Source organism: Sphingomonas sp. Leaf257, assembly GCF_001422185.1.
GTDB lineage: Bacteria > Pseudomonadota > Alphaproteobacteria > Sphingomonadales > Sphingomonadaceae > Sphingomonas > Sphingomonas yabuuchiae.
Genome location: NZ_LMMH01000033.1, coordinates 135,703 through 151,687, shown reverse-complemented (window position 1 = coordinate 151,687; position 15,985 = coordinate 135,703). Strand labels below are relative to the sequence as shown.

10 protein-coding genes are annotated in these 15,985 nt (G+C 64.3%); 3 read left to right on the top strand and 7 right to left on the bottom strand.

What is annotated here, in order from left to right; all coding sequences use genetic code 11:
• Positions 1 to 178: 178 nt before the first annotated feature.
• Both ASF14_RS15125 and ASF14_RS15120 read right to left on the bottom strand, forming a co-directional pair.
• Positions 179 to 1,267 carry a lactonase family protein gene (locus ASF14_RS15125; protein WP_236697093.1) on the bottom strand — a complete coding sequence of 363 codons (1,089 nt, stop codon included), beginning with the start codon at positions 1,265 to 1,267 and terminating at the stop codon, positions 179 to 181.
• A gap of 93 nt (positions 1,268 to 1,360) precedes the next feature.
• A complete protein-coding gene (locus tag ASF14_RS15120) occupies positions 1,361 to 3,841 on the bottom strand; it encodes a PhoX family protein (RefSeq protein WP_056436789.1) in 2,481 nt (826 codons plus the stop codon).
• Between the two features lie 440 nt (positions 3,842 to 4,281).
• Here ASF14_RS15120 and rplJ point away from each other — a divergent pair, with 440 nt between their 5' ends.
• On the top strand, positions 4,282 to 4,803 hold the full coding sequence (gene rplJ, locus ASF14_RS15115) for a 50S ribosomal protein L10 (RefSeq protein ID WP_056437177.1): 522 nt from the start codon (positions 4,282 to 4,284) through the stop codon (positions 4,801 to 4,803).
• A gap of 69 nt (positions 4,804 to 4,872) precedes the next feature.
• Positions 4,873 to 5,247, top strand: coding sequence for a 50S ribosomal protein L7/L12 (gene rplL, locus ASF14_RS15110; RefSeq protein ID WP_007403895.1), 375 nt, complete (start codon positions 4,873 to 4,875; stop codon positions 5,245 to 5,247).
• A 110-nt stretch (positions 5,248 to 5,357) separates the two neighbouring features.
• On the opposite strand, the gene ASF14_RS15105 is transcribed toward rplL, so the two are convergent.
• From ASF14_RS15105 to ASF14_RS15095, 3 genes are all read right to left on the bottom strand, one after another.
• A complete protein-coding gene (locus tag ASF14_RS15105; RefSeq protein WP_056436786.1) occupies positions 5,358 to 5,936 on the bottom strand; it encodes a DUF1826 domain-containing protein in 579 nt (192 codons plus the stop codon).
• Between the two features lie 78 nt (positions 5,937 to 6,014).
• Positions 6,015 to 6,479: a hypothetical protein gene (locus tag ASF14_RS15100; RefSeq protein ID WP_056436783.1), complete on the bottom strand. Its 465-nt coding sequence runs from the start codon at positions 6,477 to 6,479 to the stop codon at positions 6,015 to 6,017.
• 138 nt (positions 6,480 to 6,617) lie between these two features.
• On the bottom strand, positions 6,618 to 8,351 hold the full coding sequence (locus tag ASF14_RS15095) for a hypothetical protein (RefSeq protein WP_236697092.1): 1,734 nt from the start codon (positions 8,349 to 8,351) through the stop codon (positions 6,618 to 6,620).
• Between the two features lie 287 nt (positions 8,352 to 8,638).
• On the opposite strand from ASF14_RS15095, the gene ASF14_RS15090 reads away from it, so the two are divergent.
• A complete protein-coding gene (locus ASF14_RS15090; RefSeq protein ID WP_056436780.1) occupies positions 8,639 to 10,660 on the top strand; it encodes a calcium-binding protein in 2,022 nt (673 codons plus the stop codon).
• 521 nt (positions 10,661 to 11,181) lie between these two features.
• Here the strand turns inward: ASF14_RS15090 and ASF14_RS15085 are convergent.
• Together ASF14_RS15085 and rpoC are read right to left on the bottom strand one after the other, a co-directional pair.
• Positions 11,182 to 11,361 (bottom strand): hypothetical protein, encoded by a 180-nt coding sequence (locus tag ASF14_RS15085; RefSeq protein ID WP_056436775.1) that lies wholly within the window; start codon positions 11,359 to 11,361, stop codon positions 11,182 to 11,184.
• A gap of 269 nt (positions 11,362 to 11,630) precedes the next feature.
• Positions 11,631 to 15,917 carry a DNA-directed RNA polymerase subunit beta' gene (gene rpoC / locus ASF14_RS15080; protein ID WP_056436772.1) on the bottom strand — a complete coding sequence of 1,429 codons (4,287 nt, stop codon included), beginning with the start codon at positions 15,915 to 15,917 and terminating at the stop codon, positions 11,631 to 11,633.
• Between the last annotated feature and the right edge of the window lie 68 nt (positions 15,918 to 15,985).

Below are 15,985 nucleotides of genomic sequence, written 5' to 3'. Positions count from 1 at the left end.
GGGGGGTTCAGGTCGGTCATGCCCCCGGCATGACCTAAACGATGTGGGGCATCGCTTACCTGAAACTGGGTTTGGGGTGGGGGCTGAGCCGCAAGCGATGGTCTCGGTGAGCCACATTACCCTCCCCCATCCCCTCCGTTTACGGGAGGGGAGCGGACGGTCGTGAGGTCCGGGCGTCTCAGACCTCGGCCAGGAACACCACGCCCGGAATGGCGATGCTCCGGCCGATTGCGGTCAGGTGGCCGTCCCGACCGATACGGAAGGCGTCGACCGTGCCCGAACGCTCGTTCGCCACCAGCATCTCCCCCCGCCCCTCGCGCAGCAGGAAGAAGCGGGGCCAGTTTCCGCCGGTCGGGACGTGCTGCACCAGCTGGGGCTCGCCCTTCGCATCCAGCGCGAAGACCGTGATGCTGTTCGCGCCGCGATTGGAGACATAGAGCGTCCGCCCCGCCCGATCGATCGCGATATGCGCGGCATAGGACGGCCCCTTCATGCCCTCGGGGAGCAGCGCGTGCTCGCCTGCGTCACGAAAACGCCCATCGGGCAGTGTGTCGAGGACGAACAGCTTCGGCGTCAACTCACAGGCGAGATAGGCGCGCGGCAGGGTCGGATGGCGGACCATGTGGCGTGGGCCTGCCCCGGCTGGCGCGGACCATGCGACCACCGGCTCGGCCAGTGTGCGTGCGACGGGGTCGAAGCGATAGGCGAAGATCGCATCCGTCCCCAGATCGATCGCATGCAGCCAGCGCCGGTCGGGGCTGAACCCCACCCAATGCGCGTGCGGCCCGGCCTGACGCTCGGTGTCGGGGCCGTGACCGTTGTGCTGGAAGACCTGGGCCGGGCCGGTCGCGCCGGTTCGACGGTCGAGCCGATAGAAGGCGACCGAGCCGCTGGAATAATTGGCGACGGCGAGGCAGGCCGAAGCCCGGTCGATCGCGACATGACACGGGTCCGCGCCGCCGGTCGAAGCACCGCCCCGCGCGGTCCAGTCCGGGCCATAGCCGCTCACGCGGCCATCCGCCTGTTCGCGCAGCAGATAGAAGGTGCCGTCCGGCCCGCCGCCCACGCCGTATGAGGCGTTGACGATCCCCGACACCGGCTGTCCGACGCGCCCATCGACGATCGGATAGAGCCCCTTGCCACCCTCATTGGCATAGGTGCCCGCGATCAGCCGGTCGCGCCCCGGCACCCGGGCCACGGCCGGGACAGCCGCGCCCAGCCCCATCACCGCTGCGCCAACCACCACCTCGCGCCGTGTCGTCGTCATGCCCATTCCTTTCAAGAGCGGCGTTGAACGGCAAAGGGGGCGGGAAGGCAATGACCTTCCCGCCCCCTCCGGGCTCACGATGCGATCAAGCGATCAGATCGCGACCACGCCGCCGTCATTCTTGGTGATGACGATGGTGGCCGAGCGCGGGCGGATGGTCGCCGAGGCCGAACCACCCTGGCTGTCCGGCCAGTTGCTGGTCGGCGCGGACGGGGTGCTGGCGTCCTCGCCCGGATGCTGGATGTTGACGAACACCGAGGTGCCGTCCGGCGTCGAGTGGATGCCGGTGATCTCGCACTGCTTCGGGCCGACCAGGAAGCGCTTCAGCGTCACGCCGGGCGCCTTGCCGATCCGCGTGGTGACGGTCGCGCTCGATCCGCCCGCGCTGCTCGTCACCGAGCGGGTGCCGCCATCGCCGACCCGGCCGGGGATCGCGGCCAGCATCATGCAGTTGGTGACGTCGGTGAAGGCGCCGTCATCGGTCTGGATCCACATCACCGGCGTCGCTTGCCCGGCGACATTGCTCGGCAGGCTGAACCACAGGCCGTCGGGCGACGAGAAGTCGTTGGTCGCATCCAGCCCCGACAGGTTGATGTTGGTCGGATCCAGGTCCGCCCCCGCACCGAAGGCATAGACGTCCCAGGTGAAGCTGGTCGCCTCGGTCGTGTCGTTGGTCTCGCGGATACGGATGATATGGCCGTTGCGGTTGCCGACCGAAGTCGAGGGCGCATCGACATAGGAACGCGGGTTGGCCGCATCGACGCCGGTCTGATTGCCCGAGGCCACCGGCTTGCGCGAGGCGTTGTTGGTCAGCGTGCAATACATCTCGCCGGTCGCCGGATTGACGGCGGTCCATTCCGGCCGGTCCATTTTGGTGGCGCCCAGCACGTCGGCGGCCAGACGGGTGTTGATCAGGACATCGGCCTGATCCGCGAAGGGATAGACGCTGTTCGAGGCGTTCAGCCCGTTCTGACCGAAGACCAGCGGCATCCACTGGCCGGTGCCGTCCGCGTTGAATTTCGCGACATAGAGCGTGCCGTTGTCCAGATACTTGTCACCGACCGCCAGGCGATCGCTGGCGCTGGCATCCGAGGCATTCCACGGCGTCGTCGAGACGAACTTGTAGATATATTCGTTCTGCGCGTCGTCGCCCATGTAGAAGGCGGGGCGGACGCCCGCGATCATCCGGCCGCTCTGGCAGCCTTCGTGATTCATGCGGCCCAGCGCGGTGCGCTTGCGCGGGGTCGAATTCGGGTTGAACGGATCGATCTCGACCACCCAGCCGAACTGGAACGGCTCGTGCCGGAAGTCGGCGGTGCCATCGGCGGCCAGCGCGGCATTGGCGGTCGCGTTCCAACGGCGGAAGACGGTGCTCGACGCATCCGACGGCGTGACCGTGGTCCAGCCATAATTGCCCGAGCGCCCCTCGCTGATGCCATAGCGGGCCAGCGAGACATTCTGCCTGGCCGTGGTCGCGGTGCGGACCGCTGCGTCACCGGCGGTGCGGCGGAAATAACCCGCCCAATTCTCTTCGTTGGTCAGGTACGTGTTCCACGCCATCGTGCCGTTGGCGCAGTTGTTGATCGTGCCGCGACCCATGGTGCCGTCGGCCGAATAGGCGGTCTTCAGCCAGGCATTGCCCTTGACCGGGCCGCTGAACGCCATCGGCGTGTTGGGCGTGATGCGACGGTTCAGCGACGAGCTCTGGACATAGGTCCAGGTGCCGTTGGCGCGGGTGACCTCGACCACCGAGACGCCGTGGCACTCGATCTCCTTGATCGCCTCGGATTCGGGACGCGGGCTGGGCGTCGGACCGTTGGCGTGGAGATAGAGCTGGGTGATGTTCTCGTGATTGAGGACCAGCAGGCCGCGCGTGCTGCTGTTCGGGTCCGGATTGGCGCCGGACGAGGACAGGCCGAAATAGCTCATGCCGTCATGATGGTCGCCCGCGCGCTGTGCGAAATTGGTGTCGTTGCCGTTATTGGCATAGGCCGGGACGGCGCTGCTGATCGGATCGCCCAGGCGATAGAGCACGGTCACGCTATAGCCCGAGGGGACGGTCACGATATCGGCCAGGCTGTGCGGCACGGCGGTGAAGTCGAGCGTGATCGGCGTGACGGTGACCGTCACCGTGTTGTTGGTGACCAGACCGTCACGGCTGGTGATCTCCAGCTTGAACGCCAGCTGCGTCGCGGTCGCCACGGCGGGTGCGCGGAACGAGGCGACCAGCTGGTTGGCGTTGGTCAGCGTGACCGACGGGCCTGCCGTCTGGCTCCAGTTCACATTGGCGACCTGGCCGCTGCCGACGGTGCCGGTCAGCGTGACGGGACGGCCCGCCGCGACGCTGGCGGTGCTGCCCGCCGCCGTGGCGGTGACCGCCTGCGGATTCTCGTCGTCGCAACCGGCCAGCAGCGCGCCGCCGAACAGCGCGGTGGTCATCGCCGACACACCATGGCGCAGCGTCTGGCGGCGCGACAGGCGGGTGGCGATCAGGTCGCTCATATGCGCGTTGGCGGAGCGGTTGGTATCGATGTCGCCATCGTCATAGGCGACCATGTTGTTGATATCCGACATGGAATTTCCCCCGGTACCGCGCGGGAAGCGCTGCGGTAAGCAGGGGCGCTTTGCCGCCGAACCAAGTCATGCACGCTTCATTTCGGCGTCATGTCGGTGACCAATGCATGACTATGACATGACACGGACGTCATGCGACGGGATTGCTTGACTCGCGTCCTCGATCCTCGTAGGGGCAGCCCCGCATCCGGATGGGCTTGCCCGTTCGGATTCCGTCCAAGACAGCAGGTGCCGGGGAATATGCCCTGGCTTAATCTCCTGCCGAGACGGGGAAAAGGATTTTGCCGGTCGTGCCACTCGCTGGTCCCGTCCGGTCTGCCCCGCGTTTCTCACGCGTCGGTTGCCCATTCCCCATCGCTGGACACCCCGAGGGGTGGTTTCACCCCCCGGTCAAGCAACCGGGATGACCGTTCGCGGTCGTTCCAACCATGGAGAATGGCATGGATCGCGATCAAAAGAGCCAGGCCGTCGCCGAACTGAACCGCAACTTCAACGAGGTTGGCGTGGTGGTCATCACCCGCAACCACGGCATGACCGTCGCCCAGTCGACGGCCCTGCGCACGAAGATGCGGGAAGCCGGCGCGACCTACAAGGTCTCGAAGAACCGGCTTGCCAAGATCGCAGCCCAGGGCACCGACTATGCCGGTGTCGCTGACATGCTGACGGGTCCCGTCGGCATTGCCAGCTCGATCGATCCCGTGGCCGCCGCCAAGGTGGCCGTGGACTTCGCCAAGACGACCGACAAGTTCGAGATCGTCGGCGGATCGATGGGTGCGAACGTCCTTGATGTCGCAGGCGTGCAGGCGCTGGCGACTCTGCCCTCGCTGGACGAGCTCCGGGCGAAGCTGGTTGGTCTTATCGTCGCTCCGGCGACCAAGCTGGCCACCATCACCCAGGCTCCCGCGGCGCAGATCGCCCGCGTCCTCGCGGCTTATGCCGACAAGGACAAGGAAGCCGCCTGATCTTCGGGCGAACACGATTGAACTGACACACTCGGGCCACTTCATCCGGCCCGTATTGGAGATAAGAACATGGCAGACCTGAACGCGCTGGTTGACCAGCTGAGCGAGCTGACCGTCCTCGAGGCCGCTGAGCTCTCGAAGATGCTCGAAGAGAAATGGGGCGTCTCGGCCGCCGCTGCTGTTGCCGCGGCTCCTGCTGCTGGCGGCGCTGCTGCTCCGGCCGCTGAAGAGAAGACCGAATTTGACGTGATCCTCACCGGCGACGGTGGCAAGAAGATCAACGTCATCAAGGAAGTCCGCGCGATCACCGGCCTGGGCCTGACCGAAGCCAAGGCGCTGGTCGAAGGCGCTCCGAAGCCCGTCAAGGAAGGCATTGCCAAGGACGAGGCCGAGAAGATCAAGAAGCAGCTCGAAGAAGCCGGCGCGACCGTCGAGCTCAAGTAATCGGACTGCGAAAGGGCAACCTTTCGCACCCGTTCGCTTGGCGAGCTAAAGTTAAGGGCGGCCCCTTCGGGGGTCGCCCTTTTCTTTTGGTGCCGAACCGCAGCGCGCCTTCAACAGGATGGCGGATCGATCGCCAGCACGAGGCGACGTCCGGCATTGGCCGAAATCGGCGGCGCGCGGCGAACGATGCGCGGTGGGTCCAGCAGATCGCGGCCCTTCCATATGGCGACCGCGCCTGTCGGCACCTCCCAAATGGCATCCCGTCCATCCGCGCAGCACCATTGCTCTCCGGCACCGACATAGGTGCATGACAGACGCAGAGTGCCGCAATCCGCACCGAAGCACGTATCCGAACCGGCACCGACCACTCCCAGTCCGACCTGCAATCGATCCTCCCCGGTCAGCGCCGCATGACGCCGGACGAGCAGATCGATATCCTCCGCCAGTGGGGCCAGCACCGTTTGCGGATATCCCGCCCCGCGCAAGGCCGCCTCCAGCGAGTGACCGGCTTCGACCGTGACGGAAAGATCCTCGATGGTGGCCAGGTCGAGCTTCGCGAGAAGCGATCGAAGCGGTTCGGGAACGCCGCGCCACCAGATCGCCAGCGCAGTCTGCGGGCGGGCGATCCGATCGAGCCAGAGACGGTCACCGCTGATCGTCAGAACATGGTCGATTCGCGTGGGTGCCATTCTTGCAAAGAACCTCGGCGACGGTCTGACGCGGGGATGCGACGCGCCGTATCGCACCCCCATGGGTCGCCTTCAGGATCAGGGCTGATAGGGAAGCGACGACTGATGCAGGATGATCCGCACCTTGCCGTCCGAGCATTGCTTGAACACGAAGCTCTTGTTCACGAAGATATGACTATCATCACCGCCGATGAAATGGACGTTGCATTGCACGATCGCCAGATCGCCATGGAGGATATAGTCCAGCTTGTTATACCACACCTTCACCCAAGGCTTGAGCTTGAAACCCTTGTCGTCGGGAAACTCGTCATTCCCGCCGACGAAATAGGATAAAGCACCTTCCTTGGTGGGTCGGAAGGTCTGCGCGCCATAGGTCAGCGTCGGTTTGAAGAGGACTTGCCCCCTGTCGTAATCGTAATTGTCGGTCAGTACCTGGGTCGCAAAGGCCTGGACATCACCGCCCTCGGCATGGACCTGGCCGACCGCCACCACATTGTCGCACCAGGTCTGAAGCGCCTTGTGCACCATGTCGTCCGTAAACATTCTGCCTTCCTTTCCTGTCCGCCAAAGACGCCTCGGGCTTTGCGGCGCGAGCGCAAGGCCGGCGACACGCAGGACAGGATATAATAGACATGTTATTACATCACATATATCCTCTGTAATGAATCTTTGCTGCGTACGTCACGCGCCGGATGTACCCCCAAGCCGTGCCCAGGGCCGAGCCCGTCGCACATCCAGCCCACAGACGTCGCGTAGCCCGTGCCGTCGCGCATAGGCCGCCACCCGTGCATCATAATCCGCCGCCAGTGGATCACCGAAGCGCCAGTCGGGCGGATTGAAGGTCGAGAAGCCATTGATCGTCGGCACCCGCCACAGCTCGGCCAGGAACATGCCGTCGACATTGTGCGGATAGAGCTTGTGCAGTTCCTCGCTGATATAGAGCGGCTCGGTCACCCGCGACGCGGTGACGTAGAATACGCGGCAGTCGCGCGGCGGCCGCGGGATCGCGGACAGGGCGGCACGATGCACGGCACGGCTGAGCTGGGCGGGCGTCTCGGCGCTGAGATTCTCGGCGACCAGCAATGCGACGATCGCCGCCGCCCAGGCCGGGCGCTCCGCCCGCAACCGCGCCGCCTGCGCCCGCCAGCCCGCTACGATGATGAGCAGGAACGGCAGCGCCAGCCACAGCTGATAGCGGGAGACGGTGCGCAACCCCTTGGCACCCGGCACCAGCTCGAACACGAGCAGCCAAGGCGAGGCGTACCAGAATTGCAGGGTCAGGACCCAGGCGACCATCATGGCCAGGGTGAAAGCGCGCAACGTCACCGGCGCCTCGGTCTGGCCCACCCGTTTCCGTACGACGATCCGCCAGGCCGCGACCAGCAACAGCGCGACCATCAGCAGCGGAAACCCCGCCTCATGCTCGCCACCCAGCACCCGGCGCGGCAGGTCGGGATCGTCGGGCAGCAGCTGATGGACCAGCGCATGAAGCGGCGCGAACAGCCAGCCCCATATATAATTGCCCGGGCCCACATTCACCATGTCGATGACCGGGGTGACGAGATAGCCGAGCATGTCCTCCAGCCCCTCGCCCCCCGTCTCGCGCATCTTGGGCAGATAGACGATCAGGAAGGGCAGGATCAGGACGGCAAAGGCCGCGAAGCCGACCGTGATCGTCCCGGCATGACGGCGAATCAGCGCAAAGGCAGCGGCGGGGCGTGCCTGCCCGGTCATCACGCCCCAGCACAGCAGGAACAGGCAGGCCGAAAAGATGGTGAACCAGGCCATATAGTAAGAGGTCATCAGCCACGCCGCCATCAGCGCGGCCAGGCCCACCGCCCGCACCCGCGCCGCACCGTGCCGCCCCGCGCCTTCCGCCCGGACGCAAGCCATCGCCAGCATCATCGCAAGGGGTAGCAGCGCGACACTCTGCAACTGGGCATGGACCGCCTGCAGATGGATGTTGCTGGCGATCGTCCAGAGCAGCGCGACCAGGACAGCCGCCCCCCGCCCCCAGCGCAGGGTGCGCGCGACCAAGGCATAGGCGGCAAAGAAGCCGATCGTCTTGAAGGTCAGGATGTTCAGCGTGTCGGCGTGAAAGGGGTCGGCGACCAGCCGCCACAGGCTGTAGACGATGCCATAGAGGAAATAGCCGTCATTATAGCCCAGCGTGCCGCCATAAGGGTGGAAGTAGAAGCCGCTGTTCCATGACGACACCCCCGACCAGACATTGCGCCAATGTTCGAGGATGGTCATCTCGATCAGCGCATCGCCGCGCTCGCCGAACCCCAGGTCGAAGCCGCTGGCGATCGGCACACGGAAAAAGATCAGCATCGCCAGCAGATAGGCCAGTGCAATGACGAAAACGTCATGCCAGGCAATCTTGCGACGACGGCGAATGGGGGCTGGACTCATGACGCCCGCCTATGTCGCCGATACGATTCTGTCGAGCAGGGATAAGTTCACCGTGCTGGTGTATAATCTCATTTCGCCAGACAAACGAATATGTTGAATCCGCCAAAAATCTAACGAACCGCCGCCCTATCCCAATATTGGACAGTGACTCATCGCTGCTTCAATTCGAGACTCATGGGACTGTTCGGCACCGTCACCCTTCAGCAACTATGATTGCAAGCGTCGTGAACACACCATAGCCCTCGCCCCGTCATACGGCCCACAGGGGGGTCAGGGGAGAAACGATCATGACGGACTTTACGGTTTCCAGAAACTGGTATGCCCCGCTTTTCGTCTATGGTGGCGAAACGGACACCGTCAGCGCGCGGGGCAGGCTCACGCCGGTGACCTCCACGGCCGTGTATTTCAAGCTGATCGGTTCGTCGAACGACGCGACGCTGAACAACAGGGGCGAGATTGTGGCGCGCGACGTGGCGATCGACACCTTCTGGTCCCCCGCCCTCAGCTTCCTGACCAGCGCCGACCAGAATATCGTGGTCTGCAATTCCGGTACGATCACGGCCGGGGATGACATCTTCCGGGTCCGCACCACGCTGAAGGGCGGCTCGGCGACGGTCGACAATTGCGGTACGATGAGCACCACCGGTGGTCGCGGCGTGAACATCCAGGAATATTGCGACCTGTCCCAATTCACGCTGACCAATGCACAGGACGGCGTCATCAAGAGCCAGGGCGACACCATCCGCCTGACCTCCGCGAACAGCGGCACCATTTTCACCGGCGTGATCGCGATCACCAACAATGGTCGGCTTGAAACAACCGGCACCGGTGGCCGGAACGGTCAGGCGATCGATCTGGGCGATGTGCGCGTCACCGAAGCGGGCCATGTTCAGATCACCAACGGCAAGACCGGCGTGATCCAGTCCGCCGACGCCGATGCCATCCGCACCAGCGCCTATACGCAGATCGCCAATTCCGGTGTGATCGAAGCACGCAACGGCACCAGCGGCTCCTCGGGCAATGACGGCATCGATGCCCAGTCCAATATCGGCGTGACGGTGGACAATTATGCGGGCGGCACGATCATCGGCGCGCGTCATGGCATCACCGGCACGCAGTCGGTCGGCATCACCAATGACGGCACGATCCTGGGCAAGCAGGGCTCGGGCATCAATCTGGACACCGCGTCCTCGACCGTCACCAAGATCGTCAATACCGCCCATGGCGTGATTACGGGCACGGCAACCGCCACCAAGGACGGCGACGGGATCGACGTCGACGGCCTGATCGACCTGACCAATGCAGGCACGATCCAGGCGGTGGGCAAATATCTGGGCGGCGACGGCTTCAACGAAGCGCTGGCGATCGGCGGCGGCACCGTCGTCAGCAGCGGCCAGATCGTCAGCGAGCAACGCGCGATCACCGTCAACAATGGCCATGGCGGCGCGGCCTTCGCGGCGCTGGCCCTGACCAACGAAGCCGGTGGATCGATCGTTGCGGGTAATGGCGCAGCGGCGATCACCATCATCGGCGACAAGGCCGACACGATCACCAACAAGGGCAGCATCGTCGGCAACGTCTCGACCGACGCGGGCAATGACGTGCTGAACAACGCCGGATCGATCAAGGGCGATGTCAGCCTGGGGGCCGGTGACGACATTGCGAACTGGACCGGCGACCTGACCAACGTCCAGCGCGTCGATGGCGGCGCGGGCACGGATGCGCTGAACTTCGATGTGGTGATGAGCGGCACGGTGAAGGCCAGCTTCGTCAATTTCGAAACCGCGTCGGGTCAGATCCTGGGCCAGGGAGGCAATGACGTCATCGACCTGTCAAGCCTGAAGGCCACCGGATCGCTGAAGCTGGCGGGTGGCGACGGCAACGACATCATCCTGGGCGGCACCACTGACGACCTGCTGATCGGCGGGCGCGGCAACGACGTGCTCAACGGCGGCGCGGGCAAGAACGTGCTGATCGGTGGCGAAGGCGCCGACACCTTCATCCTGTCGACCATCAAGCCGGACGGCGGGCACGATCAGATCAAGGATTTCGAGACCGGCATCGATACGCTGCAGATCGACACCAAGGTCTTCACCGCGCTGGCCCAATATGGCCTGGGCCGCCTGGACTTCAGCGAGCTGACCTTCGGGGCCGCCGCGATGACGGCGGACCAGCATCTGATCTACAACGCCAAGAAGGGCCATCTGCTGTACGATCCCGATGGCGTCGGCGGCCAGGAAGCCTTCGTGATTCTCGCGGCGCTGTCCAACCATGTCGATCTTGCGGCGAGCGACATCGTCCTGATCTGATCGGGACGGCCATCGTCCAAGGACGGAAAGGCGGGTCGGAAACGGCCCGCCTTTTTCGCCTAGGGTGCCGGTTCGCATGGCTGCCCGGTGCGAAGAGTTCCTCCCCTGCAAGGGGAGGTGGCAGCGCGAAGCGCTGACGGAGGGGTGTCCCGCTGTCGATAGGGTTACACCCCTCCACCAGCTTCGCTGGTCCCCCTCCCCTTGCAGGGGAGGAATGAGACGACCTGCGTGTGGGCGTCAAAACACACGTCACACTATCCCGGAAGGCTGGGATTCAGTCCGGGAAGCGTGGGTGATTTCTTCCAGCCGTCTTGCAACTGGGCCTCGGCCTTCGCCGGGTATGAGCAGATGGGGGGGCGGAAAAGGCGTTCTCGCAAGTTCGTGAAAGGCCATGGCGCTCCCTGCGACCGTGCCAATTTCCCCAGCAAGCGGCACCTCGCCGCCCATAGCAAAACCGCCCCGACCGGGAGCGGTCGAGGCGGCTGTCATTTCCTCAAATCTCAGGTCTTACCGTCGTTGGCTTACTCCGCCGCCTCGACCGCTCCGTTGGCATCCGGCTGGCTGTACACCCGGTCGAGATAGTGGTTGGCGATGATGTAATGCGCTCGAACCGCAGCGGGGTGGGTCGCCTTCTGGGCCAGTTCGAGTTCGGTTTCGGCACGCTGATAGAAATAGTCTTCGTCAATCTCAGGCGACGTCATTTCAGGTCTCCAGGGTCCCGGCGATGCACCAATAACCCGCGCATCTCCGGGATCTTCTCCAACATTCGTATATGGTTGGGAGGGCCTTTCGGTTCCTGCATCCGGCCTCACGCGCCCTCCATTCGGCGCAAAACCGTCGTTTTTCCTGTTACAAATTATGGCCGGGAACCGGGGGCCTGCTTCAAATTACATATCCATGTCACTGGCGGTAAAAAGCCGCCGCCCGGTTGCCCGGACGGCGGCCCTTTGTTTCCAATCCGTTAGTCCGATCAGTCGTTCAGATACTCACCGGCATCGGCGTCCGTGCCGTGGCCCGAGGGGGCAACCTCGGCCAGCGGATCGTTGCCCGTGCCGACGTCTTCCCGCGGCGAGCGGGCGTTTTCCGCCGCCCGCTGCTCGGCCGCGCTGACCGGCGCGACGATCGCCTCGGCCAGCTTGCGCTGCTGCGCCCGGAGCGCGGCGTCGCGGCTGGAAGCCGCCACGCGCAGGCGGTTCATGCCCGCACCGGTACCCGCCGGGATCAGGCGGCCGACGATGACGTTTTCCTTCAGGCCCATCAGCGTGTCCTGCTTGCCCTGGACCGCCGCCTCGGTGAGGACGCGGGTGGTCTCCTGGAACGACGCCGCCGAGATGAAGCTGCGGGTCTGCAGGCTCGCCTTGGTGATGCCGAGCAGGACGGGCTTGCCCTGTGCGCGGACCTGGTTCGCATCGAGCTTGTCGTTGATCGCGTCCATTTCCTCGCGATCGACCTGCTCGCCCTTCAGCAGCGTGGTGTCGCCGCCGTCGGTGATCTCGACCTTCTGCAGCATCTGACGAACGATCGTCTCGATGTGCTTGTCGTTGATCTTCACGCCCTGGAGTCGATAGACTTCCTGGATTTCGCTGACCAGATATTCGGCCAGCGGCTCCACGCCCATCGTTTCCAGAATGTCGTGCGGATCGGGCGAGCCGCCGATCAGGTTGTCGCCACGCTTGACGTAGTCGCCTTCCTGAACGTCGATCACCTTCGACTTGGGCACCAGATACTCGACGACCTCGCCGCCATCCTCGGGCTGGATGCCGATCTTGCGCTTCGCCTTGTAATCCTTGCCGAACACGACACGGCCCGAGACCTTGGCGATGATCGCCGAGTCCTTGGGAACGCGTGCTTCGAACAGCTCGGCAACGCGCGGCAGACCGCCGGTGATGTCGCGGGTCTTGGCCGACTCGCGGGCGACACGCGCCAGAACGTCACCGCCCTGCACCTGCGCCCCGTCCTCGACCGAAAGCGTCGCACCCGGTGCCAGCATGTAGCGACCGGCCTCGCCCGAATTGTCGTCGAGCAGGGTCATGCGCGGACGCAGATCCTCCTTCGACTTGGTCGAGGCGCGATATTCGGTGACGACGCGCTGGGCGATACCCGTGGCTTCGTCGACCTGCTCGGTCAGGGTCTTGCCCTCGATGAGGTCCTGGAACTTCACCGTACCGGGGTTTTCCGTGATCACCGGCATGGTGAACGGATCCCACTCTGCCATGCGGTCGCCCTTCGACACGATGTGACCATCGTCGAACAGGACGTACGCACCGTAGGGGATACGATCGACCGAGAGCTCGCGGCCGTCCATGTCGACGATCGCGATCTCACCCGAACGGCTGAGAACCACGCGGCGGCCACGCTGGTCGGTGATCAGGCGCAGGTCGCGGAACTGGACGACACCGTCCACCGCCGCTTCCAGGTTCGACTGCTCGTTCAGCTGCGCCGCACCACCGATGTGGAAGGTACGCATGGTCAGCTGCGTGCCCGGCTCACCGATCGACTGCGCCGCGATGACGCCGACCGCTTCGCCGATGTTCACCGGCGTACCGCGGGCGAGGTCACGGCCATAGCATTTGCCGCAGACACCGACTTTCGATTCGCAGACCAGCGGGCTGCGGATCTTGACCGACTGGGTGTTCGCCGCCTCGATCCGTGCCACCATCGGCTCGTCGAGCAGGACGCCCGACGGGATGATGACTTCGCCGGTCTTGGCGTTGACGATGTCCTCGGCCGTGGTGCGGCCCAGGATACGCTCGCCGAGCGAGGCGATGGTCGAACCGCCCTGCACGATCGCCTTCATCTCGAGGGCGCGGGTCGTGCCGCAATCCTCTTCGATGATGACGCAGTCCTGGCTGACGTCGACCAGACGGCGGGTCAGGTAACCCGAGTTCGCCGTCTTCAGTGCCGTGTCGGCCAGGCCCTTACGCGCGCCGTGGGTCGAGTTGAAGTATTCAAGAACGGTCAGACCTTCCTTGAAGTTCGAGATGATCGGCGTTTCGATGATCTCGCCCGACGGCTTGGCCATCAGGCCGCGCATGCCCGCCAGCTGCTTGATCTGGGCGGGGCTACCACGCGCGCCCGAGTGGGCCATCATGTAGATCGAGTTGATCGGCTTCTCGCGGCCTTCCATCGGGCCGTCCTCATAATGCCGGACCGCCTTGATCTCGTTCATCATCGAGTTCGCGACCTGGTCGCCGCAACGGCTCCAGGCGTCGATCACCTTGTTGTACTTCTCCTGCTGCGTGATCAGGCCGTCCTGATACTGCTGCTCGAAGTCCTTCACCTGCTCGCGCGTCTCATCGACCAGACGATCCTTGTCCGGCGCGATGATCATGTCGTCCTTGCCGAACGAGATGCCGGCGCGGAACGCGTGACGGAAGCCCAGCGCCATGATCGCGTCGGCGAACAGCACGGTCTCCTTCTGGCCGGTGTGACGATAGACCTCGTCGATCACCTCGCCGACGTCCTTCTTGGTCAGGACGCGGTTGACGATGTCGAAGGGCACCTTGTGGCTCTTCGGCAGGCACTCGCCCAGCAGCATGCGACCCGGCGTGGTCTCATAGCGCTTGAGATACTGCTCGCCATTCTCATCGGTCTGCGGAACGCGGCTGATGATCTTGGTGTGCAGCGTGACGGCACCGGCGAAGAGGGCCTGGTGGACCTCCTCCATGTCCGCCAGCATCATGCCCTCGCCCGGTTCCTTCTGCTTCTCGAGCGAGAGGTAATACAGGCCCAGCACCATGTCCTGCGACGGCACGATGATCGGCTTGCCGTTGGCGGGCGACAGGATGTTGTTGGTCGACATCATCAGGACGCGCGCTTCCAGCTGCGCTTCGAGCGACAGCGGAACGTGCACGGCCATCTGGTCGCCGTCGAAGTCGGCGTTGAACGCCGAGCAGACCAGCGGGTGAAGCTGGATCGCCTTGCCCTCGATCAACACCGGTTCGAACGCCTGGATGCCCAGACGGTGAAGCGTCGGCGCGCGGTTCAGCATGACCGGGTGCTCGCGGATCACCTCGTCCAGGATGTCCCAGACTTCCTTGCGCTCCTTCTCGACCCACTTCTTGGCCTGCTTCAGGGTCATCGACAGACCCTTGGCGTCCAGACGGGCGTAGATGAACGGCTTGAACAGCTCGAGCGCCATCTTCTTCGGCAGGCCGCACTGGTGCAGCTTCAGCTCCGGGCCGGTCACGATGACCGAACGGCCCGAATAGTCGACGCGCTTACCCAGAAGGTTCTGACGGAAGCGGCCCTGCTTGCCCTTCAGCATGTCGGACAGCGACTTCAGCGGACGCTTGTTGGCGCCCGTGATCGTGCGGCCGCGACGGCCATTGTCGAACAGCGCGTCGACCGCTTCCTGCAACATGCGCTTTTCGTTGCGGACGATGATGTCCGGCGCACGCAGTTCCATCAGGCGCTTCAGGCGGTTGTTGCGGTTGATGACGCGGCGATACAGGTCGTTCAGGTCCGAGGTCGCGAAACGACCGCCGTCCAGCGGCACCAGCGGGCGCAGCTCGGGCGGGATGACCGGAATGACTTCCAGGATCATCCATTCGGGACGGTTGCCCGACTCCAGGAAGCTCTCGACGACCTTCAGGCGCTTGATGATCTTCTTGGGCTTCAGCTCCGACTTGGTCGTCGCCAGCTCTTCGAGCAGCGCGACCTTCTCGCCTTCCAGGTCGAGATTCTCGAGCATGATGCGGACCGCCTCGGCGCCGATCCCGGCGGAGAAGGCGTCCTCGCCATATTCATCCTGCGCGTCGAGCAGTTCGTCCTCGGTGAGAAGCTGATACTTCTCCAGCGGGGTCAGGCCCGGCTCGATGACGATATAGGCTTCGAAGTACAGCACGCGCTCGAGCTGCTTGAGCTGCATGTCGAGCAGCAGGCCGATGCGGCTCGGCAGCGACTTCAGGAACCAGATGTGCGCGACGGGGGCGGCCAGTTCGATATGGCCCATCCGCTCGCGGCGGACCTTCGACACAGTGACTTCGACACCGCACTTTTCGCAGACGATGCCCTTGTACTTCATGCGCTTGTACTTGCCGCACAAGCATTCGTAATCCTTGATCGGACCGAAGATGCGCGCGCAGAACAGGCCGTCACGTTCCGGCTTGAACGTGCGGTAGTTGATCGTCTCGGGCTTCTTGATCTCGCCGAACGACCAGGAACGGATCTTGTCGGGCGACGCGATACCGATCTGAATCTGGTCGAAGGTTTCCGGCTTGGCCACCGGATTGGCGAAGTTGGTCAGTTCGTTCATTTCGCTTTCCTCACAGGGAGGGAAAATTCATCGGGTGAGCGAGAAGGCGCCGGTGAGGCGGGTGGCCC

Coding starts and splice junctions, on each gene's coding strand:
- ASF14_RS15125 (WP_236697093.1), bottom strand. CDS start 1,267: ATGACGACGACACGGCGCGAGGTGGTGGTTGGCGCAGCGGTGATGGGG.
- ASF14_RS15120 (WP_056436789.1), bottom strand. CDS start 3,841: ATGTCGGATATCAACAACATGGTCGCCTATGACGATGGCGACATCGAT.
- rplJ (WP_056437177.1), top strand. CDS start 4,282: ATGGATCGCGATCAAAAGAGCCAGGCCGTCGCCGAACTGAACCGCAAC.
- rplL (WP_007403895.1), top strand. CDS start 4,873: ATGGCAGACCTGAACGCGCTGGTTGACCAGCTGAGCGAGCTGACCGTC.
- ASF14_RS15105 (WP_056436786.1), bottom strand. CDS start 5,936: ATGGCACCCACGCGAATCGACCATGTTCTGACGATCAGCGGTGACCGT.
- ASF14_RS15100 (WP_056436783.1), bottom strand. CDS start 6,479: ATGTTTACGGACGACATGGTGCACAAGGCGCTTCAGACCTGGTGCGAC.
- ASF14_RS15095 (WP_236697092.1), bottom strand. CDS start 8,351: ATGAGTCCAGCCCCCATTCGCCGTCGTCGCAAGATTGCCTGGCATGAC.
- ASF14_RS15090 (WP_056436780.1), top strand. CDS start 8,639: ATGACGGACTTTACGGTTTCCAGAAACTGGTATGCCCCGCTTTTCGTC.
- ASF14_RS15085 (WP_056436775.1), bottom strand. CDS start 11,361: ATGACGTCGCCTGAGATTGACGAAGACTATTTCTATCAGCGTGCCGAA.
- rpoC (WP_056436772.1), bottom strand. CDS start 15,917: ATGAACGAACTGACCAACTTCGCCAATCCGGTGGCCAAGCCGGAAACC.